26 protein-coding genes are annotated in these 25352 nt (G+C 64.0%); 10 read left to right on the forward strand and 16 right to left on the reverse strand.

The features are described 5' to 3' along the window. The 4 genes from WAO18_RS14445 to WAO18_RS14460 form a co-directional block, all read right to left on the reverse strand. The coding region (locus tag WAO18_RS14445) for an SgcJ/EcaC family oxidoreductase (RefSeq protein ID WP_422207007.1) at positions 1-369 on the reverse strand (369 nt) is incomplete at its 3' end. Positions 370-414: 45 nt separating this feature from the next. Then, the gene (locus tag WAO18_RS14450) at positions 415-1635 is read right to left on the reverse strand and encodes a cytochrome P450 (RefSeq protein ID WP_422207008.1); all 1221 of its coding nucleotides are present in this window, start codon (positions 1633-1635) and stop codon (positions 415-417) included. 25 nt (positions 1636-1660) lie between these two features. Then, a complete protein-coding gene (locus WAO18_RS14455) occupies positions 1661-2701 on the reverse strand; it encodes an LLM class F420-dependent oxidoreductase (RefSeq protein WP_422206944.1) in 1041 nt (346 codons plus the stop codon). Positions 2702-2786: 85 nt separating this feature from the next. Then, positions 2787-3245, reverse strand: coding sequence for a pyridoxamine 5'-phosphate oxidase family protein (locus tag WAO18_RS14460; RefSeq protein ID WP_422206945.1), 459 nt, complete (start codon positions 3243-3245; stop codon positions 2787-2789). 107 nt (positions 3246-3352) lie between these two features. Between WAO18_RS14460 and WAO18_RS14465 the strand changes: the two genes are divergently transcribed. Next, complete coding sequence (locus WAO18_RS14465; RefSeq protein WP_422206946.1) at positions 3353-4849, forward strand: acyl-CoA carboxylase subunit beta; 1497 nt, start codon at positions 3353-3355, stop codon at positions 4847-4849. A 3-nt stretch (positions 4850-4852) separates the two neighbouring features. On the opposite strand, the gene WAO18_RS14470 is transcribed toward WAO18_RS14465, so the two are convergent. Genes WAO18_RS14470 through WAO18_RS14490 form a run of 5 tightly spaced genes read right to left on the reverse strand, consistent with a single transcriptional unit; the run spans position 4853 to position 9948 of the window. After that, positions 4853-5689 (reverse strand): SDR family oxidoreductase, encoded by an 837-nt coding sequence (locus tag WAO18_RS14470; protein ID WP_422206947.1) that lies wholly within the window; start codon positions 5687-5689, stop codon positions 4853-4855. 7 nt (positions 5690-5696) lie between these two features. Continuing rightward, on the reverse strand, positions 5697-6740 hold the full coding sequence (locus WAO18_RS14475; protein WP_422206948.1) for a TIGR03857 family LLM class F420-dependent oxidoreductase: 1044 nt from the start codon (positions 6738-6740) through the stop codon (positions 5697-5699). Continuing rightward, a complete protein-coding gene (locus WAO18_RS14480) occupies positions 6737-7873 on the reverse strand; it encodes a PHB depolymerase family esterase (RefSeq protein ID WP_422207009.1) in 1137 nt (378 codons plus the stop codon). The genes WAO18_RS14475 and WAO18_RS14480 overlap by 4 nt, the downstream gene beginning before the upstream one ends. A gap of 19 nt (positions 7874-7892) precedes the next feature. After that, the gene (locus WAO18_RS14485; RefSeq protein ID WP_422207010.1) at positions 7893-9515 is read right to left on the reverse strand and encodes a flavin-containing monooxygenase; all 1623 of its coding nucleotides are present in this window, start codon (positions 9513-9515) and stop codon (positions 7893-7895) included. Continuing rightward, positions 9508-9948 (reverse strand): nuclear transport factor 2 family protein, encoded by a 441-nt coding sequence (locus WAO18_RS14490; RefSeq protein WP_422206949.1) that lies wholly within the window; start codon positions 9946-9948, stop codon positions 9508-9510. The genes WAO18_RS14485 and WAO18_RS14490 overlap by 8 nt, the downstream gene beginning before the upstream one ends. A 77-nt stretch (positions 9949-10025) precedes the next feature. Between WAO18_RS14490 and WAO18_RS14495 the strand changes: the two genes are divergently transcribed. Genes WAO18_RS14495 through WAO18_RS14515 form a run of 5 tightly spaced genes read left to right on the forward strand, consistent with a single transcriptional unit; the run spans position 10026 to position 14308 of the window. Further along, positions 10026-11018, forward strand: a complete 993-nt coding sequence (locus WAO18_RS14495) for a Rieske 2Fe-2S domain-containing protein (RefSeq protein ID WP_422207011.1) — start codon at positions 10026-10028, stop codon at positions 11016-11018. Then, positions 11015-11647, forward strand: coding sequence for a cysteine hydrolase (locus tag WAO18_RS14500; RefSeq protein WP_422206950.1), 633 nt, complete (start codon positions 11015-11017; stop codon positions 11645-11647). The genes WAO18_RS14495 and WAO18_RS14500 overlap by 4 nt, the downstream gene beginning before the upstream one ends. Then, positions 11644-12264, forward strand: a complete 621-nt coding sequence (locus WAO18_RS14505) for a PaaI family thioesterase (RefSeq protein WP_422206951.1) — start codon at positions 11644-11646, stop codon at positions 12262-12264. The genes WAO18_RS14500 and WAO18_RS14505 overlap by 4 nt, the downstream gene beginning before the upstream one ends. A gap of 8 nt (positions 12265-12272) precedes the next feature. Next, entirely contained in the window at positions 12273-13925 is a 1653-nt protein-coding gene (locus WAO18_RS14510; protein ID WP_422206952.1) for an acyl-CoA synthetase, read from the forward strand. 2 nt (positions 13926-13927) lie between these two features. Beyond that, a complete protein-coding gene (locus WAO18_RS14515) occupies positions 13928-14308 on the forward strand; it encodes a nuclear transport factor 2 family protein (protein ID WP_422206953.1) in 381 nt (126 codons plus the stop codon). On the opposite strand, the gene WAO18_RS14520 is transcribed toward WAO18_RS14515, so the two are convergent. After that, positions 14284-15606, reverse strand: a complete 1323-nt coding sequence (locus tag WAO18_RS14520) for a cytochrome P450 (protein ID WP_422206954.1) — start codon at positions 15604-15606, stop codon at positions 14284-14286. The two genes, WAO18_RS14515 and WAO18_RS14520, sit on opposite strands and share 25 nt — an antisense overlap. Before the next feature lie 93 nt (positions 15607-15699). On the opposite strand from WAO18_RS14520, the gene WAO18_RS14525 reads away from it, so the two are divergent. Continuing rightward, positions 15700-16236: a hypothetical protein gene (locus WAO18_RS14525; protein WP_422206955.1), complete on the forward strand. Its 537-nt coding sequence runs from the start codon at positions 15700-15702 to the stop codon at positions 16234-16236. Between the two features lie 313 nt (positions 16237-16549). On the opposite strand, the gene WAO18_RS14530 is transcribed toward WAO18_RS14525, so the two are convergent. Genes WAO18_RS14530 through WAO18_RS14540 form a run of 3 tightly spaced genes read right to left on the reverse strand, consistent with a single transcriptional unit; the run spans position 16550 to position 19198 of the window. Next, a complete protein-coding gene (locus WAO18_RS14530; RefSeq protein WP_422206956.1) occupies positions 16550-17044 on the reverse strand; it encodes a DUF302 domain-containing protein in 495 nt (164 codons plus the stop codon). Next, entirely contained in the window at positions 17031-17999 is a 969-nt protein-coding gene (locus WAO18_RS14535) for a carbon-nitrogen hydrolase family protein (protein ID WP_422206957.1), read from the reverse strand. Before WAO18_RS14535 ends, WAO18_RS14530 begins: the two co-directional genes overlap by 14 nt. Positions 18000-18013: 14 nt before the next feature. Next, positions 18014-19198 (reverse strand): thiolase family protein, encoded by a 1185-nt coding sequence (locus tag WAO18_RS14540; RefSeq protein WP_422206958.1) that lies wholly within the window; start codon positions 19196-19198, stop codon positions 18014-18016. Between the two features lie 92 nt (positions 19199-19290). On the opposite strand from WAO18_RS14540, the gene WAO18_RS14545 reads away from it, so the two are divergent. Then, positions 19291-19770 (forward strand): winged helix-turn-helix transcriptional regulator, encoded by a 480-nt coding sequence (locus WAO18_RS14545; RefSeq protein ID WP_422206959.1) that lies wholly within the window; start codon positions 19291-19293, stop codon positions 19768-19770. Here the strand turns inward: WAO18_RS14545 and WAO18_RS14550 are convergent, their stop codons facing one another. Beyond that, positions 19771-20481: a class I SAM-dependent methyltransferase gene (locus tag WAO18_RS14550; protein ID WP_422206960.1), complete on the reverse strand. Its 711-nt coding sequence runs from the start codon at positions 20479-20481 to the stop codon at positions 19771-19773. It abuts the gene before it with no gap. 242 nt (positions 20482-20723) lie between these two features. On the opposite strand from WAO18_RS14550, the gene WAO18_RS14555 reads away from it, so the two are divergent. Beyond that, positions 20724-21941 carry a cytochrome P450 gene (locus tag WAO18_RS14555; protein WP_422206961.1) on the forward strand — a complete coding sequence of 406 codons (1218 nt, stop codon included), beginning with the start codon at positions 20724-20726 and terminating at the stop codon, positions 21939-21941. 1 nt (position 21942) lies between these two features. Further along, positions 21943-23088 (forward strand): thiolase family protein, encoded by a 1146-nt coding sequence (locus tag WAO18_RS14560; RefSeq protein ID WP_422206962.1) that lies wholly within the window; start codon positions 21943-21945, stop codon positions 23086-23088. Positions 23089-23107: 19 nt separating this feature from the next. Here the strand turns inward: WAO18_RS14560 and WAO18_RS14565 are convergent, their stop codons facing one another. Together WAO18_RS14565 and WAO18_RS14570 are read right to left on the reverse strand one after the other, a co-directional pair. Continuing rightward, the gene (locus WAO18_RS14565; RefSeq protein WP_422206963.1) at positions 23108-24298 is read right to left on the reverse strand and encodes an acyl-CoA dehydrogenase family protein; all 1191 of its coding nucleotides are present in this window, start codon (positions 24296-24298) and stop codon (positions 23108-23110) included. 15 nt (positions 24299-24313) lie between these two features. Continuing rightward, positions 24314-25351 (reverse strand): acyl-CoA dehydrogenase family protein, encoded by a 1038-nt coding sequence (locus tag WAO18_RS14570; protein WP_422206964.1) that lies wholly within the window; start codon positions 25349-25351, stop codon positions 24314-24316. Position 25352: the final 1 nt, after the last annotated feature.

Below are 25352 nucleotides of genomic sequence, written 5' to 3' on the forward strand. Positions count from 1 at the left end.
GGCGTGCGTGCCAATAAACCGCCAGGCGACCAGCACCGCAGGGCGGGCCACGTCGGCGAACAGGCCCTCCAGGAAGAATTTGTGGTCAGGGAACGACACATCAATCATTACTACAAAGTCTCGGATCGCGTCGCGTCCGTGAACCGTGTCTCCGAGCGCCGGTTCGTCGTACACCAAATCCTCTGAGCACAACGCGGCGACAGCGTTGCCGTCATGGTTGTTCCAGGCCTTCGCCCAGCGTCGACAAACATCTCTGACGGCAGCAGGTTCGGCAATCGCGGTACTAGATATCGGCGGCATGCGTTCTAACTTACTAGTTTGTAAGGACCGGCGCAAGTCTCGGTCACCCCCGGTACTAATACGTTCCATCACCCGGAGAAGCTTCTCCACGATGATGACGACGATGCGCGCTAATCAGCGCAACGAGTACCGGACCGGCAGGTGCTTGAGCCCGCCGACGAACGTCGTCGCCACCGTTTCTGGATTACCAGTCATTTCAATTGATTTCAGCCTCGGTAGCAATTCGGAGAAGAAGCTGTTGACCTCCATGCGGGCCAGCGCCGCCCCCAGGCAGAAGTGCACACCGTAACCGAAAGCCAGGTGTTTGTTGGGATCGCGGCCGACATCGAAGCGGAACGGATCGGCGAAAACCTCTTCATCCCGGTTGGCCGACACGTAGGACAGCAGCAGCGACTCGCCGGCGGCGATCGGCACTCCGCGCACCGTGGTGTCTTCGGCCGCGGTGCGCATGAATTCCTTGACCGGCGTGACCCACCGGATCATCTCCTCGGTGGCCAGCGGCATCAGATCGAGATCATCGCGCAGCCGGTGCAATTGGTCAGGATTCTCGATCAGCGCCTGCAGTCCACCGGAGATGGTCGCGCTGGTGGTGTCATGGCCGGCAGTGGCGACGATGAGGTAGTAGGACACGGTCTCGATGTCCGACAGCGGCTCACCCTCGATGCGGGCGTTGGCGATTGCCGACGCCAGATCCTCGGTCGGGTGTTCCCGACGCGCAGCGGTCACGCCATTGAAGTACTGGAACATGTCGAACAACGCGGGAATCTGATCCTCGTTGCTGCTGCCGCGCTTGAATTCGCTGTCGTCGCTTCCGAACAGCTCCTGGGTGAGCTTGAGCATTCGCGGGAAGTCGGACTCGGGTATTCCCAGCAACGACATGATCACGTAGAGCGGGTAATTCACCGCCACTTCTTGAACGAAATCGCACTCGGGGCCCACCGCCAGCATCTTGTCGACGTAGTTCTTGGCCAACTCGTCGACCCGAACCTTCAGTGCCCGCATCGCTTTGGGCCGGAACCAATCCGCACCGATCGCCCGCACGACGCGGTGTTGTGGATCGTCCAGATGGATCAGTGTGCGCACACCCGCGGCCGCTTGCAGCTCGTCGCCTTCTGTCGTCGTCAGGACCGGACGCGGCCAGTTGGTGAACAGGGTGTTATTGCGCTCGATGTCCAGGACGTCGGCGTGCTTGGCGATGGCCCAGAACGGCCGGTAGTTAGCCACCTCGACCAGGGAGACCGGAGCGTTGGCCCGCAGATGCGACAGTGCCGCATGCAACTTCGTCTCGTCGGTGTAGGCCTGCGGGTCGGCAAGGACCTTGGCGCCGTCATCCATTGTCGGTGTGCTCATGAGCGGCTCCTCATCGACGCAACTCGTCCAACACCGCGGTGACGGCGTCGGTTGAAAGGGTTCGGGGAAACGACGGCATCACCCGGTCGATCACGCCGTCGCAGCGGTCTTTGAGCGCGGCGGCGAGTTTGTCCGTCGTCGCCACAACCGCGAAGGCGTTGAGGATGTCGTCGTCGATCAGCGTTGCCATCGCGTCCCACTCCCCCTGCAGCGACAGCCGATGCAGTTCGGTCGCCACGTCGCCCCAGCCGTGCAGTTCGAGGACTTTGCGGTACGCCGGCGTCGACCCGTAAAACGCGATCTGCTTGCGGACACCGGCTGCGCCGGCACTGATTTCGGCGTCGTCCTCGCCGGTCACCACGAACACGGGGCACGCGACCTGGAACGCGCCGCTGTCGCGACCGGCGCGGTCAAGCCCGCGCCGCACCGCAGGGATGGTGACCTCGTGCAAATACCGCCGTGTCGTGAAGGCATGTGCCAGAAGGCCGTCGGCGACTTCGCCGCACATGTCGGTCATCGCTTCCCCGACGGCGGCGATGAAGATCTTGGGCGCGGCGAAAGGTTGCGGCTCGGGGGTGAACATCGGCGTCATCAGCTTGTGGGTGTAGAACTCACCCTCAAACCGCAGCCGGGTTTCGTCCTTCCACGCCGACCAGATCGCCTGTAGCGCAAGCACGAACTCACGCATCCGGGCCACCGGATGGCTCCAGGGCATGCTGAACCGCTTCTCGATGTGCGGCTTGACCTGGGTGCCCAGGCCCAGAATGAAGCGGCCCTGCGAATAGGTCTGAAGATCCCAGCCGACGTTGGCAACCGTCATCGGGTTGCGCGCGAATGCCACCGCGATGCTGGTGCCCAGCTCGAGTCGCGATGTGTGTTCAGCGGCCAGTAGCAGCGGCAGAAACGGATCGTGGTTGATCTCGCCGGTCCAGCATGCGTCGTAGCCCTGTTGCTCGAGTTCACCCGCCAGTTCGGGCACCCGAGCAAGGTCGGTGAAGACGCCACCGTCGACCTTGAGGGCGCACGCTTGCGTGGAGCTCTCAAGCGTCATACTCGTGAAGCTACAGTAAGCAATTCGGTAGGGTCAATGTCGGCCGCCATCCCGTTGGCAAAAGCCCTGCGGCACAGCCGCTTCGTCACGACTTTCGCGTCGCGAGCCGGGCGTTGTCCCACGTCAGGATCCGGTCGTTGGGCACAAAGCGCAGAAACGCCTGCTCGGCGTAGTAGGCCTGAGCGGCCGCGGGCAGCGCACCGGCGGGCGGACGAAAGGCGGCGTATTTCGTATCGACCGCGGCCTCGATCCGGGCCTTCGCCGCGGCGTCGGTGACGATCTCGATTCGTCCGGTGAAATGGACCCCGCGTAGCTGGAGGTACTGCTCTCCTGTCTCGACCAGGAACGAGGCCCGGGGATCACGGCGAACGCGGCTGATTTTCTTGGTGCCGGCCGGGGTCATCATCGTGATCGCACGGCCCTCGACCGCGAACCACACGGGAAGCGCAATCGGCATGCCATCGCGACGAAGAGTAGTCAGAACTCCGGTATGCGCCGATTCCACGGCTTCCCACGCCTCGTCCGCCGTCAGCCGGATCCCCATCGCTACGCCCCCTCACCATGTCGTCGCACGGCCGCTGGCCGTGCCCCTCTCGCAGACGCTACAGTAAGCACTTCAGTAGGTGGCGGCCGACGAGTGAGGACGTGCCAATGACGAAGCCCCCCGACTGGCAGGAGACGCTCGACGACCTCGACGATCGCCGCCAGCGCACTTTGGCGATGGGCGGACCGGAGCGGCTGGCCAAGCACCATGACAAGGGCAAGCTCGACGCGCGGGCGCGCATCGAGCACCTACTCGATCCGGGCACGTTTCGTGAAATCGGCACGTTGGTCGGCGGTGAGACCGCTGCGGATGGCATCGTCGTCGGCTCCGGCTTGATCAATGGCTCACCGGTGATGCTCGGCGCCGAAGACTTCACCACGCTGGCCGGCAGCATTGGGCCGGGCGGAAACTCCAAGCGCTACCGCATTGCCGAGCTGGCGCTACGGGACAAGGTTCCGTTGGTGATGCTGCTCGAAGGCGCGGGATTCCGGCCAGGTGGCGGGCACTACGGGCGCTCCCCGACTGACCTTCTCGCACAGGCGCAATGCTCGGGCCGCGTGCCGACCGTCGCCGCGGTGCTGGGCCCGTCGGCCGGGCACGGCGCATTGGTGGCGCCGGTGTGCGACTTCCGCATCATGAGCGAACACGGCGCCATCTTCACCGCGGGGCCACCCGTCGTCAAAGAGTCCACCGGAGAAGACATCTCGAAAGAGGACCTCGGTGGACCCGGCGTGGCGTTGCCCAGCGGTGTGATCCATAACGTGGCCGTGGACGACGAGAGCGTGCTCGACGACGTCCGTCGGTATCTGTCGTACTTCCCTTCCAGCGCATGGTCGTATCCGTCGGCGCTGTCCGACGATGAGACGACGCAGCCGCGGCCGACACCGGATTTGATCGAGATCGTCTCGCGCGACAACCGCCGCGTCTATGACATGCGCTCGGTGCTCGACGTGATCTTCGACCGGCCGGACTGGTTCGAGGTCCAGCCGCGATTCGGCAGGGCAATCATTTGCGCGCTGGCCCATCTCGGCGGCCATCCGGTTGCGGTGGTGGCCAACCAGCCCCAGGTGCTCGCCGGCTCCATCGACGCCGACGCCGCGGACAAGGCGGCACATTTCATCATGGTCGCCGACTCGTTCCATCTGCCGATCGTGTTTCTTGCCGATAACCCGGGCATGTTGCCCGGCAGCCGGTCTGAGCGCAGCGGCGTGTTGCGCGCCGGGGCACGCATGTTCGCCGCGCAGACTGCGGCCAGCACAGTGAAGCTGCATGTCACGCTGCGCAAGGCATACGGATTCGGCTCAATGGTCATGTCGCTGTTGAGTTTTGACGGCCAGGGTGCGACTTTCGCCTATCCGGGCGCGACGATGGGCGCGATGAGCGCGGCAGCGTTGAGCAAGGCGTCGCACGCCGGCGAGGATCTCACCGCCAAACTGCGCGACGCCGAGTTGCAGGCGTCCTACCGTTCCGCGGAGCACATGGGTTTCGACGAACTGATCGATCCCCGTGAGACGCGCGACGCACTCATGACATCGCTAAGGCGGGGCCTGTCGAGTCGGCAGGCCGCTGCCGAACCGGTGAGCCGGACCGTCATCATGCCCTGAGGGTCAGCAGATGTAATTCTCGCCGCTCGCCCGCACCGTCACGTCGCTGATGTTGATTCCCCACGGCTGGTCGATGACATGTACCACGGCGTTGGCCAGGTCATCGGGAGTGATCAGCCAGTACTCCACGGAGTCCACGTCCATCTGTTCGGGTCGCAGCGCTCCAGTCTGCAGGTTGCCGGCATTTTCGAAGAACTGGGCGCCCCTCTGCCCCACGATGCCGATGGCCGCCGCCTCGTTGACGACCCCGGCGGCGAGATTGGTGCCAAGAACACCGGTCGGCTTGACCGTGGTCACCTTGATCCTGCCTTGGGCCTCCACCCGCAAAGAATCCGAAAGCACAGTGACGGCGGCCTTGGTCGCGCTGTAGACGCCGGAACCTTCGGTCCCGGCATTGCCGTAGATGGACGAGATGTTGACGACCTGACCCCGGCCCTGCTTGATCATCGTGTCGTAGACGGCTGAGATGCCGTTCACCACGCCCTTGATGTTGATGTCAATCGCCTTGTGCCACTTCTCCCATGCGCGTTGGTGATCGGCGAAGAACGCCAGCGGCATGACACCCGCGTTGTTCACGATCACGTCGATGCGACCGTAGGTGTCGACCGCATGCCGACCCGCCGCCTGCACCTGAGCCATGTCGGTGACGTCCGCGACATGGGTGGTTCCTTGGTGACCGGCGGCCCGGATGCCTTCGAATACCTCGTTGAGGGCTTCGACGCTGACGTCTACGCCGACCACCTTGGCGCCACCGGCGGCACACTTCTCCGAAATCAACTTGCCGAAGCCGCTGGCGGCGCCCGTCACGATGATGACTTTGTCCTGCAGATATTTCGACATGACTTTCCTATCTGGTCGCGCGGTAAGCCGTTACGATCGGTTCGAGCTCGTCGGGCGTAGCACCATGCATGATCAGCGCGTCGGCCCCATAGTCGAATTCTTTACAGATCCGGTCCACGCACTGTGCAGCCGACCCGGTCGCCGACGGCTCCAGCCACTCGTCGGGAATCAGCGTCGCGATGTGTTCGATCTGGTCGGGTGTGGCTTTGTGGTCGATCCCGCCGGCGATCGACGTCACCACCGGGTCGGCCCGAAACCGTTGCAGCACAGCGGGCTCCCAATCGTTGGTTTGCACCATCAGGTCACCGTACCCCTGAAGATAGGTGGCAAGACGCGCGACGGTTTTCTTCAACCGCAACGGTTCGGGAAGGTGGTCACCGACCGTGGCGAAACAGGACCAAACCCGTACGCTGTCGGGATCGCGGCCGGCCTTCTCGGCAGCGGACTTCACGGTTGTGACGCAGCGCTGCAGCGTCTCCGGCGTGAAGTAGGTGTGCAGGATGACGTCATCGAAAACCCGGCCGCCCAACGCAAGTGTGTTGGGCCCGAACGCCACCAGGGCGAGCCGGATGTCCTCCTTGAAGTCCGGGTCGAGAAAAAGGACAGGGTATTTACCCATCGGCCCGTCATGGTTGAAGATCACCTCACCGTGCCACAACCGGCGCATGACCTGAGCCCAATCCTCCATCTGCGCGGTCGTCACCGCCGGGATGCCGAATGCCCCGTAGATCGCGGCGATACCGCGGCCCACACCAAGGGTGAAGCGACCACCGGACAGTCGGTGCATCGTCGTCGCCCAGGATCCGGTGATCAGCGGATGGCGGGTGTTGTGATTGGTTGCGGCGGTGGCGATCTGCATCCGGCTGGTCACCGCGCATGCCGCCCCAACCAGCGACGATGCCTCCTTGACGTTCCAGCGCTCAGAGATGAACCCGGTGCCGAAGCCCAACTCCTCGCCGCGGCGCGCCTCATCCATCAAAGTCGCCGGGCCTTCACCACCGGCTCCGGCCAGCAGGTAGTACCCCAGTTCGTCGAGTGTCCGTTCGGTCACGGCGAAACTCCCTCATCGGCGACAACTTCACGCAGGAATTGCTCGGTGACCCGCTGCACGCGCCGGGAGAATATGTGACCGACGTGGCTACCGTCATACCAGTACAGTTGGCCGCCCCACCGATCCTGCAGCGCGGTCGTCGGCTCGCGCATCGCCATCCGGTCGTGCCACGCACCAACGATGAGCCGCCGATGCGGCGGAGGCGCGGGGTCGACGGCCAGCGGATCGATGACCGAGGTCAGCTGCGAGACCACCGGGGATGCCAGCAACTCCCGGAATACCTCCCTCGACGTGCCCCAACGTCCCAGGTGTCGCGCAATCATGGCGTTCAACCCGAGGATGGGTGTGTAAAGCCCGACCGCATCGATGTCCCGCTGCAGGTGGGACACCAGGGCGGCCACCGGGGTGCCCATCGAAATCCCGGACACCACAACGGCGCTGGCTTGCGGCCGGGCCCATTCGACGACAGCTCGGACCTCTGACACCGCGCGCATCATGCCGGCGACGTTGCCGAGCGGGTCCATGTCCGGGTAAGCCGGCCACTCGCGCCGACGGCAGCCGTGGCCGGGCTGCACCGGCAGCGCGACGTTGAACCCCAACCGGTGATGGATCCGCCCGATCCGGGTCAGCAGCAAGTCTTCGGCGCCGCCCTGACCGGCGCCGTGCGCCCAGATCAGCCACGGTCGGGGACCGTCGGTGTGCCGGCACAGGTGCACCACAGCGTTCGCCGGACCGCCGAGACCCTCGGCGGCCAGCGTCTTCGGGAGCGCCGGATCGTGCTCGAATGTCAGCCGTTCGTACGCCAGCCCCGCAATACGCTTGCGTTGTATCGCCTTCGCCTGCAACGGTTCTGGCCTGGCGTGTGCATGATCGATGCCCAGTGCCGACAACTCCTCGGCCGCCGCAACACATGCATCCGGCGACCGGATCGCTTTCGCCGTTCCGCCCAGCAGCGAAAACCCAGACAGTGCAAGCTCATCCAGCATCACCTCACCGAACTGACGCATTCCGCGCAGCGACCCCGGAGTCCATCCGGTCGACTCGTTGAGGCCGGAAACCGTCCGCGGAAGTAACAGTCCCAGCTCACGGGCGGCGGTCAACGATAAGCCGAGCCCGCGGGTTGCCAACGACATGCCGCTCATCGTGGACAAGCTAATCCAGTGTGAAGCCGGTGTATCCGGCGGCCGCGATTTCATCGCAGCGACGCCGGTATTCAGGGATTCCGCCGGTATAACCCATGTACATCCGTTTCTTGCCTGGCACGTTGCCACCGTTGTACCAGGAGTTGCATGACGGGTGGACGAGAACTGTCGCTGCGACCAGCGAGGTGGCGTGGTCGATCCAGTCCTGTTGCGCTGTGGCCGATGCCTCGATGGTGCGGATGCCGTTGGTGCGCAGGTAGTCGATGCAGTCGCCGATCCACTCCACGTGCTGCTCGAGCGCGGCGACAAAGTTGGTCGCCGCGCTGGGGCTGCCCGGACCTTGGATCGTGAACAGATTCGGGAAGCCGGCCACCGCCAGTCCCAGATAGGACAGCGGGCCCTGGCCGGCCCAGAATTCGGCCAGCGACGCACCGTCGCGGCCCTTGATGTCGATGCGGCTCAGTGCGCCAGTCATGGCGTCGAATCCGGTGGCATAGATGATCACATCGAGGTCGAAAGAGGCTTGCGCGGTACCGATACCGGCGGGCGTCACTCCGCGGATCGGCGCCTTGCGCAGATCCACCAGTGTCACGTTGTCGCGGTTGAAGGTCTCGTAGTAGCCCTGGTCGATGATCGGTCGCTTGCAGGCAAAGGGATGGTCGGGCACTAACGACGCGGCCGTCTCGGGATCTTTGACAATCCGGGCGATAGCCTCGCCGTACAAGCGGGTGGCCATCCGGTTGGCCTCGATGTCGAAGAAGATGTCGCCCCAATTGAGCGCACCCATGACGCCGTTCTCGTCGATGGCACGCAATTGGTCCTCACGCGACGCCGACTTCAACGGCGGTCGGGTGAGCATGTCGAGCAGCACCGAGAAGGCGCTCAGCCGCGCTGCGCCGACTGGGTGTGCTCGCTGGGCCGCGCGGATTTCGTCGTAGTTGGCTTTCATGTCATCCAGCTCGCCGGGCTCGAAGCGTCGCACCTTCCACGGCAGGGTGTAGGCAGGCGATCGCTGAAACACGCAGAGCTGCTGGGCTTCCCGCGCGACCACTGGGATGAGCTGGACGCCGGTCGAGCCGGTACCGATCACGCCGACTCGCTTACCGGCGAAATCGAAGCCGTCTTCCGGCCAGCGCGCGGTGAACAACGACGTACCGGCGAAGTCGGCCATCCCGGGGATGTCGGGTTCCAGCGGCGCCGACAAGATGCCGGAGGCTGCGATCACAAACGGGGCCGTGAGAGATTCACCGGTGTCGGTGCGCACGGTCCAGGCCGCGGCCCGTTCGTCGAAGGTCATCGCGACGACCTTGGTGCCGAACTGAATGTCACGACGAAGGTCGAGCCGGTCGGCAACGTAGTTCAGGTAGGACTCCACCTCGGGCTGGGCCGGCATTGTCTCCGTCCACACCCACTCCTGCTGGATCTCCTCGGAGAAACTGTACGAGTACTCGATGCTCTCGATGTCACATCGCGCACCGGGATAGCGGTTGTAAAGCCAGGTGCCACCGACGTTTTCGGCCATTTCCAGCACGCGGGCCGCCAGGCCGAGCCGGCGGAGCCGATGCAGCGTATACAGGCCGGAAAAGCCCGCACCGATCACCAGCGCGTCGAAGCGCCGATCGGTGTCAGCCACCGTCACCGGTGATCTGCTGGATGGTCCGGGTCAGGTGAAGCGTTTTGATCCGCCAGGTGCCATCTTGCTTCTCGTATGTCTCGTGGTAGTGGCCGGCGCCGTGCAACTCATTGCCGTTGCCGAAGATGATCCAGTCCTCCATCGCCCAGATGCCAGTGGCGGTCACCGGGGAGGTGAGGGTGATCTCGGGTGTGTGGCAATGGTGCATGGTGGCCGCGTTCTCGAGGCTGCCCAACACCATCGGCACGAAGTTGTCGACGCCTTCGACGGGCGGGCCTGTCATCGGGTCGGCTCCCCCGGTGGAGACCGCCATGTCCAGTAGAACCACCACGTCGGTGGTGAACACGCTGCGCCATCCCTCGGCATCTTTGGCGTCGAGAAAACGGCAATAGCGGGCCTTCAACTGCCGGATCGCTTCGAGCTCGTCAGCCACCTTGCAACGCCTCCTCGACCTGAAGTCAATACTGTAACGTATTTAGTATCGCTGCGATGAGGGTGGGAGGCGCCGGTGTGAAAGTACCGTTCACCTGGAAAGTCACCGGCTGGTTCATGGTCGGCTGGTCGCCGGAATTTCCGATCGGCGAGGTGCGGCCGCTGCACTATTTCGGCGAGGATTTAGTCGCCTACCGCGACGAGGACGGCGAGCTCCATGTCATGGAAGCTCACTGCAAGCACCTCGGCGCCCACATCGGCCACGGCGGGACGGTGGTCGGGGACTGCGTTCAATGCCCGTTCCACGGCTGGCGCTGGGGACCGGACGGCACCAATCGCTACATCCCCTATCAGCCGGACCGGCCCAACAAAGTGCTGCGGCTGCGCGTGTATCCGGTCCGGGAGCAGTACGGCTGCGTGTTCATCTGGCATCAGCCCCACGGCAAGGAACCGCAATGGGAGATGCCGGACATTTTCGGCAAGTTCCCGCAATTCGAGACCGACTCGGCTGCCTACTACCGCGCGTATCCGGAGTTCTCTCGCCGAGCCGAGCGCGAGCCGGTGCATCCGCAAATCGTCGCCGAGAACGCGCCCGACAGTGCACATTTCGAGTATGTGCACCACGCCACCGTGACGCCGCGGTTGCTGGACTGGAAGATCGTGGACCACGAATGGCAATTCGTTGCGGGTTGGCCGGACGCACACAGCGATGATCCCGAGGATCTGGCATTGCGGTTTCACAGCCACTTGTTCGGATTGGGCGGCGCGATCAGTGTCTTCGAGGGCGCCCAGAACCATAGGCTGATTTTCACCTGCACTCCGGTCGACGACGAATGCTCCGACCTGTTCTATTCGATCTGGTGGCCACGGATACCCGGTGACTCCGCCGACGTGCCACACGGGGAGCTGCGCGAAACCATCGAAAAGCATTTCCTGTCAACGGTCTTCGACGATCTACAAATCTGGCGCTATCAGAAGTATGTAGCGAATCCCGCGCTGTCCAGAGAAGATGCGAAAGGTTATATGGCGCTGCGTAAGTGGGCGACTCAGTTTTACGAAGTGCCGGCGTGATCGACCTGGCGGAACTCGCGGCTCCCGGCCACACCGCGATCGTCACCCAGGAGTGCCAGGGTGCCGTCATCGGCCCCAACGCTGGGCTGGCGCTACTTGCCGAGGAGGCACGCCGCGTAGCAGTGCCGAATATCACCAGGTTGCTGCCGGCGGCTCGGGCGGCAGGCGTGCGGGTAGTGCACTGCGTGGTGCAGCGACGGCCCGACGGGCTCGGCTCCAACCACAACGCCAAGATCTTCAGCATCGGGCGCGGCGAGGTGAACATTCTCCCCGGCACGCCCGGAGCGGCCGTGCTGCCCGAATTAGGTCCTGAGCCAGACGATCTCGTCCTCAGCAGGTGGCACGGCGTGGGCCCGATGGGCGGAACCGATCTGGACTCAGTGCTGCGCAACCTCGGGGTGTCCACCATTGTGGTGGTTGGGGTGTCGCTGAACATCGCGATCCCCAACGTGGTGATGGACGCGGTCAACGCCGCCTATCGCGTCATCGTGCCGCGCGACGCCGTCGCCGGAATCCCGACCGAGTATGGCAATGCAATCATCGACAACACACTGTCATTGTTGGCGACGATCACCAGCACCGACGATCTGCTCCACACCTGGGGCCAGCTTGACAAGGGGACTTCGTGACCGACACCGCGCCCGCCGCCCGAGGCGGATTTCCAGAGGTCAGACCGGTCGACGACGCACCTGAGGAACTGGGCCAATTCGTGCAGGCGCTGCGCCGGCTGCAGGATCTGACCGTCTCCACCAACCCGGGCGGCGCACTTTGGGCCGACGCGGCCGCGCACCTCGAAAGCGCATGCGCGCTGTTGGACGGCCACCAGGTTCCGGAAACCGAAGTCGTCGCCGGCCGGGTGTTGAGCATCCCGGGCCTGGCCCATCCGCTGATGCCGCCGTGGACCATCACCGACTCCGACGCCGAGGGCGTCACCATGGCCGGGCACTTCACCGAAGCTCACGTAGGCGGCAACCGGGCCGTGCACGGCGGCATGATTCCACTGCTGTACGACTGGCTGTTCGGTATGACGGTGACCACCGCGGACATCCGGCCGACCCGCACCGCATTCCTGCACGTCGACTACCGCAAGATCACCCCGATCGACGAGCCACTGGAGGCTCGCGGCGCGATCACCGAGATCGACGGCCGGAAGGTTTTCATTACCGCTAGCATGACGGCTGCCGATGGCGCGGTACTCAGCGAAGCCACCGGCCTGATGGTCCGCTTGCTTCCGCACCAGCCGTGAAAGGCCTGATGTCCTACACCGCAGTCGAATTCACCGTTCCCGCGGTCACCGCAGCGGTCGCGGCGGCGATTCCGGACCGCGAGCTGATCATCCAGGGCGATCAGCGTTTCAGCTACGCAGACATCGTCGAGCGGTCGAACCGCCTGGCCGCATACCTGCACTCGCGCGGGTTAGGTTGCCACACCGAGCGGTCGGCGCTTGACGGGCACGAAGTCGGGCAGGATCTCATCGGCCTGTACGCCTATAACGGCAACGAGTTCGTCGAGGCGCTACTCGGTGCCTTCGCCGCGCGCGTCGCGCCGTTCAACGTCAACTTCCGCTACGTCAAGAGCGAGTTGCAGTATCTGCTCGCCGACTCGGGCGCAACCGCACTGATCTACCACGCCGCGTTCGCGCCACGGGTGGCCGAGGTGTTGCCGGATCTTCCGCAGCTGCGGGTTTTGATTCAGATTGCCGATGATTCGGGCAACGCGTTGCTCGACGGCGCGGTGGACTACGAGACCATCATCAACTCGCAATCGTCGGCGCCCGCCGTCGGGCACTCGCCCGATGATTTGTACGTCCTATACACCGGCGGCACAACCGGAATGCCGAAAGGCGTGCTTTGGCGCCAGCACGACATCTTCATGACGTCCTTCGGCGGCCGGAATCTGATGACCGGCGAGCCCACCAGCTCACTCGACGAGATCGTGACGAGGCTGGCCGGCAGCACCGGCACGAAGCTGATGATTCTGCCGCCGCTCATCCACGGCGCAGCGCAGTGGAGTGTGATGACAGCAATCACAACGGGACAAACGGTCGTATTCCCTTCCGTAGTAGATCATTTAGACGCCGAGGACGTGGTCCGCACCATCGAGCGCGAGAAGGTGATGACGGTGACGGTGGTCGGCGACGCGATGGCGCGGCCCTTGGTTGCCGCCATCGAGAAGGGCATTGCGGACGTCTCGTCGTTGGCCGTGGTGGCCAACGGTGGAGCGCTGCTGACTCCGTACATCAAGCAACGCCTGATCGAGGTCCTGCCGAACGCCATCGTCGTCGACGGCGTCGGCTCATCGGAGACCGGTGCACAGATGCACCACATGTCGATGTCGGGAACGGTGTCGACAGGCACCTTCAACGCCGGACCAGATACCTTCGTCGCCGCCGAAGACCTCGGATCGATCCTGCAACCGGGTCACGACGGCATGGGCTGGCTCGCCCAACGGGGCTACGTGCCACTTGGATACAAGGGCGACGCCGCCAAGACAGCGGCGACCTTCCCGGTGATCGACGGTGTGCGCTATGCGGTGCCGGGCGACCGGGCACGCCATCGCACCGACGGCTGCGTCGAACTGCTTGGCCGCGATTCGGTGACGATCAACTCCGGCGGCGAGAAGATTTTTGTCGAGGAGGTCGAGACGGCAATCGCGTCGCATCCCGCGGTCACCGACGTGGTCGTCACCGGACGACCCAGCGAACGATGGGGCCAGGAAGTCGTCGCCGTCGTTGCGCTCGCCGACAGTGGGCGTGCAGAAGCCGCTGAGTTAATCGACCATGCTGCACAGACATTGGCGCGTTACAAGCTGCCAAAGGCGATTGTGTTCCGCGCCGCCATTGAACGCAGTCCGGCCGGCAAGGCCGACTACCGGTGGGCCCGCGAGCAAGCGGTGCAGGAGGCATAGCCATGAGCGATGACGACGTGCGGGCCGCCCTGCAACGCCATTGGGATGCTTCCGACGCGAACGACTTTGCCGCCGAGCACCAGATCTACCGAGCCGATGCGGTTCTCGAGTATCCGCAATCGGGCGAGCGCATCCGAGGCCGAGCCAACATCCAGGCGTCGCGTGCCGCCCAGCCGAACCTAAAGCGTTTCACGGTGCGACGCATGCTTGGTGGTGGCGACCTGTGGGTCAGCGAACTCGTGATGACGTATGACGGGCAACCGTCATACGTGGTGAGCATCATGGAATTCGATGCCGGCGAGGTGGTCCGCGAATCGCAGTATTTCAGCGATCCGTTCGAGCCGGGGCCATCGCGCGCTCAATGGGTCGAGACGATGGACTGAGCCGCTCCCAGTGAGACCGGCAGGTGCTTGAGTCCGTGTAATCCGATGCTGTCGTTGAAGATCGGCTCACCGGCGAGGGCCAAGGCCGGGAAACGATCGAACAACGACTGCAGACCGATGTGAAGTTCCATGCGTGCCAGTGTCGCGCCCAGACAGACATGAATGCCGGTGCTGAAACTGAGATGCTCACGAGCATTGACCCGGGTGACATCGAACACGTCAGGACGGTCGAAGACCGCCGGATCGCGGTTGGCTCCGCCTGCCAGCAGAAAAAGCGGTTCGTTCGCGCGGAGCGAATATCCATGAAAGTCGATGTCTTCGGTAGCGATACGCGGCACTATTTGACCCGCCGTGTCGTAACGCAGAATCTCCTCGACCGCGCCCGGCCACAGTTCTGGATGTGCACGCAGCGTGGCCGCCTGATCGGGATGACGGACCAGCGCCACGACGGCCTTGCTCATGACGTGGCTCGTAGTGACAAAACCTGCGCCGAGCAGAAACCCTGCGAGCATCCGGAGTTCGGCGTCGGTCAAGTCGCCGCTGTGCACCACATCGGACAGGATGCTGTCGCCGACGCTGTCCTTTCTGAGCCGGTCGACATGAGCGGCAAGGTACCGGTCGAATTCACCCAAAACGACTGTGGCGGCATGAAAGTCCTTCCACGATGGGGCGATGGAGCCAATCAGTCGCGTTGTCGTGTCGGCGACGTGCTCGAGGTAGGACATCTCCTCGGGCGGCATGCCGAGCATCTCGGTGATGACCGCTAGCGGAATCTGCGAGCAGTACTGCTCGACCAAGTCGCAGGATGATCGCACCTCTAAGCCGCGGGCCAGTTCGTCGGCTACGTCATGAACGCGGGCACGAAGCCCGTCGAGCGCTCGCGGGGTGAACGCGCGGGAAACCGGACGACGAAGCCGGGTGTGCTCTGGCGGATCGCTGACCAACATCGCCGGCGGTTCGATCGGATTCGGTATTCCAGGATTGGTTTTAGCCAGGATCCAGCGAACAACACGAAAAGCCGACCGATCCCGAGGTTTGAGCGTCCTGAACCGCCCGTCGCGCAGCACCTCGCGCATGATCTGCGCGTCGGCGGTGACCCACGCACGCATTTTGGGTATCGGCGACATTTGACCGCGCTGACGAACCTGCTCGATGAGCGGATAGATGTCGTCGACGGGATGGGTGTCGATGGTCAACAGCTTTGCCAGCGGATCACCGCGCCGCAGCAGGCTGAGCGCGGCGCGCGACGGCGCATAACCCAACGCCCAATGCGTCCAGTCCCGGACCAGCACCCCCATGTGCCCACGCTCCCTGACAATCGGCTGCTTGCGAGCCTAAAGCCCTGGCGTTACCCGGGTCTACCCTCGAGTAAGCCCACGGAAAGGCAGGCCATGTTCGCAGCGTTCGGATTCGAAACCCTCGGCGTTGTCGTCGGCGACTTGTACTTCGTCGACCCGACACCGAACGAAGGCCAGGAAACCCCCGAGCGAGGAGTCAGATTGGAACTCCGCCTGGTCGACCGGACCGAGCCGCGGGGATCGATTTACGCCGGCGTCCCGATCGCGTTCAATCGCCCGGTGTGGCGGGTGGACCTTTTCGGCTCGACGGAGAACCCGGCCTGGACCCTGGATCGAGCCCACCACCACCCACGCTTCAAAGAGTGGGAGCCTTGCAGCCGGAACTTCGTCCCGGAACTGTCGGCCGACCCGGTGTCATGGTTGGCGAACGAATTGGCCGACCCCGACGCCGTGCTGAGCAGGGCCGGCGTCGACCCAACAGAAGTCTGCGATGCCGATAAGGCCGGGCTTGCCGCGGCCAGCCCTGAGATTGTCGCCACGGTGAAACGGATGCTCGACGGCGTGCGCAGCGGTGAGCTGGCGCCGGCCCCCGCCGAGCCGGTCGCCGCGGCGCGCACCGGCTGGCTGTGATCTAAGGGGGCGGAGCCGACGCGGCGGTGCCGCGGGCCGTTGGGATCACGCAGGGCACCGCGTCAGCCCTGATCGAGGTTCCGGTTCGAGACGGGTTGATCGAACGCGGTACCGACGAGAACGACCGACGAGCGATACGCCTCACCACGACCACCGCCGGGGAGAGCAAGCGAAACGCTGGCTCGACGACTACGTCGCCGCTGCTAGCGAATTGTTCGCGTGCTTCGACGCCAAGGACCAAATCTTGATGACGCGCCTGCTCGACCGACTCGCGGACGCACTAGACGCATGTGGCTGACACGCTCGATGCTGCCTAGCTGCTGGTTACCTTGGCGGCCAGCGCTGCCAGCTTATCGTCGAGTTTGACTGCGGCGCTGAGCAATTCCGGATTGGGTTCGATCACCATCAGCGACGACGGCTTGACGTAGGTGAGGCTACTGCCCTGGGGCTCGTCGAGAACCAAGAGTTCGACCGGGGCGAACAGTCCCGCGCTCACGTCGTGTCTCAGCATCGTGATCGCGATCAGCGGATTCCCGAGCACGACGCGTAGCGCCTTGCGGTCGATGCCGGCCTTGGTAATCCAGCCCCCGTGATTGAACAGGCCGAACAACATGAATCCGCTGGGCCCAACCTGGGATTGGACTTCCCGTTCATAGGACTCCCAGCTGTCGAACGACTTTCCGTAATCGTCGATCGGGACCGGCTTTTCGCCGATATCGGCCAACAGCGCCGCGACCAGCTCGTCGTAGTTCTTGGCACTGCCATAGCGCACGCGCACGCCGTCGAAGTGGACTTCAGTTGTAGGCATGTTGCGCCCTTTCATGATCGAGATTCAGGGCCTGCTCATGCACCTGCGGGCGGGGCGTGCGATCCAGGGCCAGGCTGAGCAGTTCAGGCCGGCTGTAGTGCCCTGCGGCATCCATCAGCACCTTGCGGGTGTTGATCAGCGACAAGTCGAGATCGGCGACGACCTCGCCCTCGCCGGAACGGATTGGCTCTCCCAAAAACTCGCCTTGGGGCGTGATGATCGCGGTGAAATGCCCACCCGAGATCGGCCCGATCGGACTACCTGTATCGGCCATGATCTGCGCCTGCTGGTCAGCGTCGAGCCAGCCGGTGGCGTTCAGAACGAACGCGCCAGATTCCAGGGCATGGTTGCGCACGCTGATCTCGGTCTGCTGCGCGAACTGGTCGCCGGCAAATGAGCCGGGGAACATGCTCGAGTGAATCTGCTCGCCGTCGGCGATCAGGGCGTAGCGCGCCAGTGGGTTGAAGTGCTCGAAACATGCCAACTGCCCGATCCGCCCGACCGCGCTGTCGACGGCTCGCAATCCGCTGCCGTCGCCCTGTCCCCAGACCATCCGTTCGTGGTAGGTCGGGGAGATCTTGCGGCGCCGCTGAAGTAGGGCGCCGTCGGCGTCGAATAACAACTGGGTGTTGTACAGGGAAGCACCGTCGCGCTCCGTGACCCCGATGGACACCACCATGTTTGCCTCTCGGGCCGCAGCACCGATCGCGTCGACCTCTGGCGACGGTATGGTCACTGCCTGATCCATCAATTTCAGGTGTTCCGCCCGCATTTCGAAGGGGCGCTGGACGAACGAGAAGTATGGGTAGTACGGAATCACCGCTTCGGGAAAGGTCGCGAGCTGGACGCCTTGGGCGCCCAGTTCTGCGATCTTGCCGATCACCTTTTGCACCGTGCCCTCTCGGCTGTAGAGCACCGGACTGAGTTGGACTGCTGCAGAGCGGATTACGGTCATCGGACTGATCCCTTCTAGCCGAGTCGCTCGATGATGGTGGCGTTGGCCATGCCGCCGCCCTCACACATCGTTTGCAGCGCGTACCGGCCGCCGCGTTGCTCCAGGGCATTGACCATCGTGGTCATGATGCGAGCGCCGCTGGCGCCCAACGGATGTCCGATGGCGATCGCGCCGCCATTGACGTTGGTCTTGGCCAGATCGGCTCCGGTGTCCTTGGCCCAGGCCAGTACGACCGGGGCGAACGCCTCGTTGACCTCGAACAGGTCGATGTCGGCGAGCGTCAGGCCTGCGCGCTGCAGCACCTTCCCGGTCGCCGGAATGACGCCGGTCAACATGTAGAGCGGATCCGAGCCGACCACGGTGGTGGTGTGAATCCGGGCCAGCGGACGCAAACCCAGCTTCCTGGCGGCCGCACCGCTGGTGATCAATACCGCGGCGCTGCCGTCCGATAGCGGTGAGGAGTTGCCGGGCGTGATCTCCCAATTGATCTGCGGGAAGCGCTCTCCCACTGCGGGGTCGTAGAAGGCGGGTTTGAGCCCCGACAATGTCTCGACGGTGGTGCCCGGCCGGATGATCTCGTCGGTGCTCAACCCCGCGATCGGCGCCAGCTCGTTGTCAAAGAGGCCTTCCTTGGTCGCCCGCGCCGCTTTCTCATGGCTGGCGGCGGAGAACTCGTCGAGATCGGCCCGGGAGAAACCCCAGCGCGCGGCGATGAGTTCGGCGCTGATGCCCTGTGGCACCAGACCTTCCGGGTAACGGGCCTTCATGCCGTCACCGAACGGGTTGCTGCCCGGGAGAACGGAGGTGCCCATCGGCACGCGGCTCATGGACTCCACACCGGCGGCAACGACGATGTCGTACGCGCCGGCGATCACGCCCTGGGCTGCGAAACTGATCGCCTGCTGGCTACTGCCGCACTGGCGGTCGATGGTGGTACCCGGAACGGACTCCGGGAAGCCGGCGCCCAGCAATGCATTGCGCGCGATGTTGACCGCCTGGTCGCCCACCTGAGTCACCGCTCCCGCGATGACGTCGTCAATTTGGGCCGGGTCCACTCCCGTGCGCTGCACCAGTTCGCGCAGGCTGTGTGCCAGCAAGTCCGCGGGCAGCACATCGTGCAGTGCACCGCTTGCCTTGCCCTTGCCGACGGGCGTACGTACCGCACCCACGATGACGGCGTCTCGATCTTGGTATGCCATGACTCCTCCTTGAGTCCCGCGCTAGGTTTAACTAGCTATACTCAGATCTAACACCTAGGTATACCAGGAACAACCCAGAACGGAGGTGATCTGTGCCACTCCTGCAAGGCGTGCTGGCTGACCGCGAGGCATGGTCGGCGATCGGCGAATGCTCGGTTGAGAAAACAATGTCGGCGCTGGGCACCAAGTCCGCGATGCTGATCATGCGCGAGGCGTACTACGGCACCACCCGATTCGATGACTTCGCTCGTCGGGTGGGTATCACCAAAGCCGCCGCCGCCGCGCGACTGTCCGAATTGGTCGGCCTCGGGCTCTTGGAGCGGCGGCCCTACCGCGAGCCCGGGCAGCGCACCCGGGACGAATACATACTCACTGAGGCCGGCATCGACTTCATGCCGGTGGTGTGGGCGATGTTTCAGTGGGGTCAGCGCCACCTGCCCGGCCGCAACCGATTGCGGCTCACCCATCTCGATTGCGGCGCCAACGCGTCGGTCGAAGTCCGTTGCGCCAAAGGCCATCCGGTGCCGCCCGACGAGCTCGGCGTGGAATTGACCAGACGAAAGCGGAATTGATCAGGTAGCGGACTTTGTTGCCCACAGCTCGAGGACCATCGGACCTTCTCGGATCTCGAAGTCGGAGAATTCGCTTGCTGCCAGCAATTCTTGGAGCTGGTCGCGAGAGTAAGCGCGCCGCACCAGGAGGCGCCTGAAGAGCAACTGGTTCGTCAGCCAGTCCAGCACGCCACCACTGATCGTTGCAACGTAATCGTTGATGGCCCGGCCAGACGCATCACGGCGGAGGTCGACGATCACAGCCTTGCCGGCCCCCTTCAAAACCCGCCGGATCTCCTTGAGCGCGTCAGCCGGCCTGCCGAAGTTCTGGAACGCTGCCTGGCATACGACGAAATCGAAGACCTCGTTTTCGAATGGCATCGCAGCTGCGTCGCCGTGGCGGAAGTCGACGTCTACGCCCTCTCTAGCCGCGTTCCTGCGCGCGATGGCGAGCAAGGTCTCGCTGATATCAACGCCGGTCACCTGGTAGTCACCGAGTCTTGCAAGCTCAATCGCGAGATACCCCGGCCCCGGCGCAACCTCGAGCACGCGTGCCGATGGGGGCAGAAGTTCGGCCACCCGCAGGGCCAACGCCTGCTTTTCGGCTCGCGCCTTCTGGGCCCTCGCGTCGTACCAGCGGGCGACTCCGCCCTCCAATGCGACGCCTCGATAGGCCTTGGACCGCTTGCGCGCCCCAGCGCTTCGACTTGTAATGCGGCCGTCCAACTTCATTTCCGATCTCCACCATTCTTGGGTGTTGCGCCTCCGGCCGGCCGCCCGCGGCGGCCTTCCCAGTGGTGGACACGATTGCGGGCCTGGTCGGGTTCACTGTTCAGCCCTCCTGCCTGCCGGCCGATGCGGCCACGGCCGCGATAGGCCACGGCGATCCGCTCAGCCGATGTACGCTACTGTAATATTTACAGTACGATCATGCGGCAGGACGTCAATCCGATCGACGAGGCTGGAGCGCAGCTGTGGAAAGTCAACTTCGGCCCTCCGCCGTCGACGACGACAAACCCGCCGACTTCATCCGTAATCCATATCCATACTTCGCTGAGAAGCGCAACGACGGCGGCGTGTTCCACGGAACCGTGGTCGACTACTCCAAAACACCAGAATCGCTGCGCCCCAAGAACTCCTTCGCTGCCATGTCGTTCGAGGCGGTGAATACCGCCTTTCGCGACGGGCAGATCTTCAGCTCGACCTACTACGACAACACGATCGGGCTGTTCATCGGTCCCTCAATTTTGGCGATGGAGGGTAAGAAGCATCGCGAACATCGCAATCTGGTGTCCGCGGCGTTCAAGTCCAAGGCGCTTGCCCGATGGGAACCGGCGATTGTGCGGCCGATCTGCGACGCGCTGATCGACGAGTTCATCGATACCCGGCACGCGGACCTCGTCCGCGATTTCACTTTTGAGTTTCCGACCCGCGTCATCGCGAAGCTGCTAGGTCTGCCGGCCGATGACCTGCCGACCTTTCGCCGCCGTGCGGTCCAGTTGATCAACTACACCGTCAAGTACGAGCGCGCGTTCGAGGCCTCTGCCGCGCTGAAAGACTACTTCTTGGAACTCATCGAGCAGCGCCGAGCCGAACCGACAGACGACATCATCGGCGACCTGGTCACCGCGGAGATAGACGGCGAAAAGCTCAGCGACGAAGCCATTTACTCGTTCCTGCGCCTGTTGCTTCCGGCCGGACTGGAAACCACCTACCGCTCCTCGGGCAACCTGCTGTTCTTGTTGCTCACCCATCGCGAGCAGTTCGCCGCGGTCCACGATGACCACACGTTGATCGCGCAAGCAATCGAAGAGGGGCTTCGCTTCGAGACACCCCTGACGACGGTTCAGCGATTCACGACTGAAGACACTGTGCTGCAAGGTATTACGATACCGGCACGATCGGCCGTCGACCTGTGCATCGGCTCGGCCAATCGCGACGGGCATCGCTGGGAACGGCCCGAAGAATTCGACATCTTCCGCAAACAAACCCCACACATCTCCTTCGCCGCAGGGGAACACACCTGCCTGGGTCTACACCTGGCGCGCATGGAGACTCGGGTAGCGCTGGAATGTCTGCTGAGCCGAGTGACCGACATCGAACTCGTCACCGACGATGATCCGCACATCTATGGCCAGCCCTTCCGCTCGCCCACCGCACTCCCGGTCACCTTTGCGGCAAGGGAGCCATAGCGTGAATGACGTTGCCATCATCGGTGCGGGCCTGCACCCCTTCGGCCGCTTTGAAGGCAAGTCTGCGATGCAGATGGCCGCTGACGCCATCCAACTTGCACTCACCGACGCAGGTGTCGAGTGGAAAGACATCCAATTCGCCGTCGGTGGCAGCTGGACGGTGGCCAACCCGGACGCGATCGTCGGCATGGTGGGCCTCACCGGCATTCCGTTCACCGACGTGTTCAACGCATGCGCGACCGCGGCCAGTGCGACCAAGGCGTGTGCCGACGGTATCCGGTTGGGTGACTACGACATCGGCATCGCGATCGGTATGGACAAGCATCCGCGCGGGGCCTTCACCGAGGATCCGGCGCTGGTGGGCATGCCGAGCTGGTACGCCCAAAACGGTCAATACCTCACCACCCAGTTCTTCGGGATGAAGGCCAACAGGTATCTCCACGACCACGGCATCTCCACGGGCACGCTGGCCAAGGTCGCCGCGAAGAACTACCGGAACGGGGTGTTGAACCCCAACGCCTTTCGGCGCAAACCGATTTCCGAAGAGGCCATCCTGGCCTCGCCGGTGCTCAACTACCCCCTGACTCAGTACATGTTCTGCGCTCCCGACGAAGGCGCCGCCGCGGTCGTGATGTGCCGCGCCGACATCGCGCACCGGTTCACCGCCAAACCGGTGTACGTACGGGCCGTCGAGGTTCGCACCCGCCGCTATGGCGCCTACGAGGTCAACACCACGTACGCGCCTGTCGATGAGGACGTCTCGCCGACCGTCTACGGCGCCACGGCTGCATTCGAGAAGGCCGGTGTGGCGCCCGGGGACGTCGACGTGATCCAGCTACAGGACACCGACGCCGGGGCGGAGATCATCCACATGGCCGAGGCGGGGTTCTGTGCCGACGGCGAGCAGGAGAAGCTACTGGCGGACGGCGCCACCGAGATCAACGGCACTATGCCGGTCAACACAGACGGTGGATTGATCGCCAACGGCGAACCGATCGGCGCATCAGGTTTGCGGCAGATGCACGAGTTGGTGCGTCAGCTTCGCGGTGAGGCAGGTGAACGCCAGGTTCCTGGAACTCCGCGAGTCGGGTTCGCCCAGGTTTACGGTGCGCCCGGAACCGCGGCCGCAACTATCTTGACCACCTGACCACGCGACACTCGGCTCGTTACGAAACCTTCTTCGGCGCCGAATAATTCGGCTTTCCCAGGCCCAGCACGTACTGCGCGATCATGTTGCGGAACACCTCGAGGGTGCCGCCATAGATCCCGACCAACGGTGCGAAGCGGTACACGTACTCCGACGCACCATCGTCGGCCGCACCGTCCGTACCCTGAGGCAACGTCGACGCGGTACCGAGGATATCCATCAACTCGGGCGAGACGTCGCGCATAGTCTGAGCGATCGCCACCCGGCCGAAGATGCTCGGCGCGCTCAGTGCCGCCTCGATCCGGGCTGTGCTGCGGCCCAACCGGTATGCCACCGATTCGTCGTCGACAAGCCGGTGCCCGTTGGGATCCCGCTCCCCGACCTTGGCTGCGGTCTTGTCCAACGCATAGGCCATGAACCCGGCCTGGTGCATCATGATCGAGACGTCCTGCAACCCATCCGGTGCGGCAGCCACGGCGCCGTGCTCGGTGTTGAGCGGCTCGCGTAGCACCGTCCAGCCCGCATTGACCTCGCCGAGCCGGTATTTGTCGTCGACCCGAACGTCGCTGTAGTAGACGATGTTCGTGCGGTCGCCGTCGACGGTGCGAATCCCCTGGATGTCGATACCCACAGAATTCAGCGGTACCAGAAACATGGTCAGGCTCTTGTGCTTTGGAGCCTCGGGATCGGTGTTGGTGATCAGGAAGACGTACTGGCTCTTGTGCGCGCCGGTGGTGAACATCTTCGAGCCGTTGACGATCCAGCCGTCACCGTCGCGGACGGCGCGGGTCTTGCATGTCGCGATGTCGGAGCCGCCTTCAGGTTCGGTGTAGCCCAGACACAGCCGAACTTCGCCGCTGAAAACCTTTGGCATGACTTCGGACTGCAACTCCGGTGAGCCGAACTTCGCCACCGAACGCGCCACCATCGCGGTGGTCCCCCAGGTCACCCAGGGAACGTGTGCCCGGCGCTTCTCCAATTCCCAGATGCGACGGCGAACCCGGGTCAAGCCGCCCTCGGCTGCCCCTTTCCATTCGCCTTCCAGGTAACCGGCGGCGCCCAGCGCCAGATGGACACCTTCGTCGAAGTTGTCACCGGTTTCGCGGTCGCGGCGCCTGACATCATCGGTCACGTGCGTCGTCAGAAAGTCGCGGGCCTCGTCCAGGAAAGTCTGGTCGTCGTCCGCGAGCGTGACTCGGGAGAAATCCACCTATGTGTCCTTTCCTCAACGACTTTCGCGTGCGGCGACAAGCTCGGCGATGTATCTGGCGCTGGCCCCCGGATCTCCGCCGGCCAGCGACCAGCCGCGGGCGCGCACCAGATACGCGGTCGCGGCAGCCTCCGCTGAGACGCCAAGGCCGCCCTGCACGTGTACCGCCATAGTCGCCGCCTTCGACGCTTCCTCGGCCATGAACACAAACGCCGATGGCGCCAACTCGCGGCGCTCGTCGGGCTCGTTGTCGAGGAACCAGGCAGCACGCCGCGTCAGGTTGCGTCCGCCTTGCACGGTGATCGCAATGTTGGCCAGCGGATGGGAGATGCCCTGCAAGGTCGAGATCGGCACACCCAGCGTGTAGCGGGTCTTGGCGAACTCCGCCGCAATGGTCATCGTCTCTTCAACCAGCCCGGTCAGCGCCGCGGCCATCAGGACTCGCCATTCATCCAGCGCTCGTTGATATTCCGTCAACGCTTCCGGACCGCTCGCCAACACAACACTGGTGTCCGCAGCAGCCGGATCGACCCACGCCATCGGGAGTCGACCGATGTTGTCCACCTTTGCCGGCCGGGTGGCGAATCCGAGCCGCACCACGTCCTCACCATCGCGAACAATGATGTGATCCGCGATCGATCCGGTCGGGATGAGCCGCCTCCCACTCATGTCGTCGTGCTGTGGATCGAGTGCTGCGAGCTGCTTGCCGCTGACGACATCGGGTTCCGCTGAACCCAGCCTGGCAAGCAGCCGCGCGGCGCACACATGGTCGATCCACGGCACGGGTGCCAACGAGCGACCGATCTCCTCGGCGACCAAGGTCAGGTCGACGAGGGTCGCACCGTCCCCCCCGACGGCGTCGGGCAACGCCATCGTCGTCGCGCCCATTCCACACAATCGTTCCCAGAGGCTCTTGTCGAAGCCGGATTCCTCTGCCGCACGCACGGTTTCGATCGAACAGTGTGTCTTGAAGAAGTCGCGGTACGCAGCCTGCAGCGCCTGATGGTCATCGGTCAGGCTGTAGTCAAGTCTGCGGAGTTCATAGCGATCCATG

The organism is Mycobacterium sp., from assembly GCF_049278535.1.
Lineage (GTDB): Bacteria > Actinomycetota > Actinomycetes > Mycobacteriales > Mycobacteriaceae > Mycobacterium.

What these genes read in the sequence shown, in the direction of transcription:
- WAO18_RS14515 (WP_422206953.1), top strand. Translation starts at nt 13,928, where the DNA reads ATGAGCGATGACGACGTGCGGGCCGCCCTGCAACGCCATTGGGATGCT.
- WAO18_RS14450 (WP_422207008.1), bottom strand. Translation starts at nt 1,635, where the DNA reads ATGGATGACGGCGCCAAGGTCCTTGCCGACCCGCAGGCCTACACCGAC.
- WAO18_RS14520 (WP_422206954.1), bottom strand. Translation starts at nt 15,606, where the DNA reads ATGGGGGTGCTGGTCCGGGACTGGACGCATTGGGCGTTGGGTTATGCG.
- WAO18_RS14470 (WP_422206947.1), bottom strand. Translation starts at nt 5,689, where the DNA reads ATGTCGAAATATCTGCAGGACAAAGTCATCATCGTGACGGGCGCCGCC.
- WAO18_RS14535 (WP_422206957.1), bottom strand. Translation starts at nt 17,999, where the DNA reads ATGACCGTAATCCGCTCTGCAGCAGTCCAACTCAGTCCGGTGCTCTAC.
- WAO18_RS14525 (WP_422206955.1), top strand. Translation starts at nt 15,700, where the DNA reads ATGTTCGCAGCGTTCGGATTCGAAACCCTCGGCGTTGTCGTCGGCGAC.
- WAO18_RS14510 (WP_422206952.1), top strand. Translation starts at nt 12,273, where the DNA reads ATGTCCTACACCGCAGTCGAATTCACCGTTCCCGCGGTCACCGCAGCG.
- WAO18_RS14465 (WP_422206946.1), top strand. Translation starts at nt 3,353, where the DNA reads ATGACGAAGCCCCCCGACTGGCAGGAGACGCTCGACGACCTCGACGAT.
- WAO18_RS14570 (WP_422206964.1), bottom strand. Translation starts at nt 25,351, where the DNA reads ATGGATCGCTATGAACTCCGCAGACTTGACTACAGCCTGACCGATGAC.
- WAO18_RS14530 (WP_422206956.1), bottom strand. Translation starts at nt 17,044, where the DNA reads ATGCCTACAACTGAAGTCCACTTCGACGGCGTGCGCGTGCGCTATGGC.
- WAO18_RS14480 (WP_422207009.1), bottom strand. Translation starts at nt 7,873, where the DNA reads ATGTCGTTGGCAACCCGCGGGCTCGGCTTATCGTTGACCGCCGCCCGT.
- WAO18_RS14460 (WP_422206945.1), bottom strand. Translation starts at nt 3,245, where the DNA reads ATGGGGATCCGGCTGACGGCGGACGAGGCGTGGGAAGCCGTGGAATCG.
- WAO18_RS14540 (WP_422206958.1), bottom strand. Translation starts at nt 19,198, where the DNA reads ATGGCATACCAAGATCGAGACGCCGTCATCGTGGGTGCGGTACGTACG.
- WAO18_RS14550 (WP_422206960.1), bottom strand. Translation starts at nt 20,481, where the DNA reads ATGAAGTTGGACGGCCGCATTACAAGTCGAAGCGCTGGGGCGCGCAAG.
- WAO18_RS14455 (WP_422206944.1), bottom strand. Translation starts at nt 2,701, where the DNA reads ATGACGCTTGAGAGCTCCACGCAAGCGTGCGCCCTCAAGGTCGACGGT.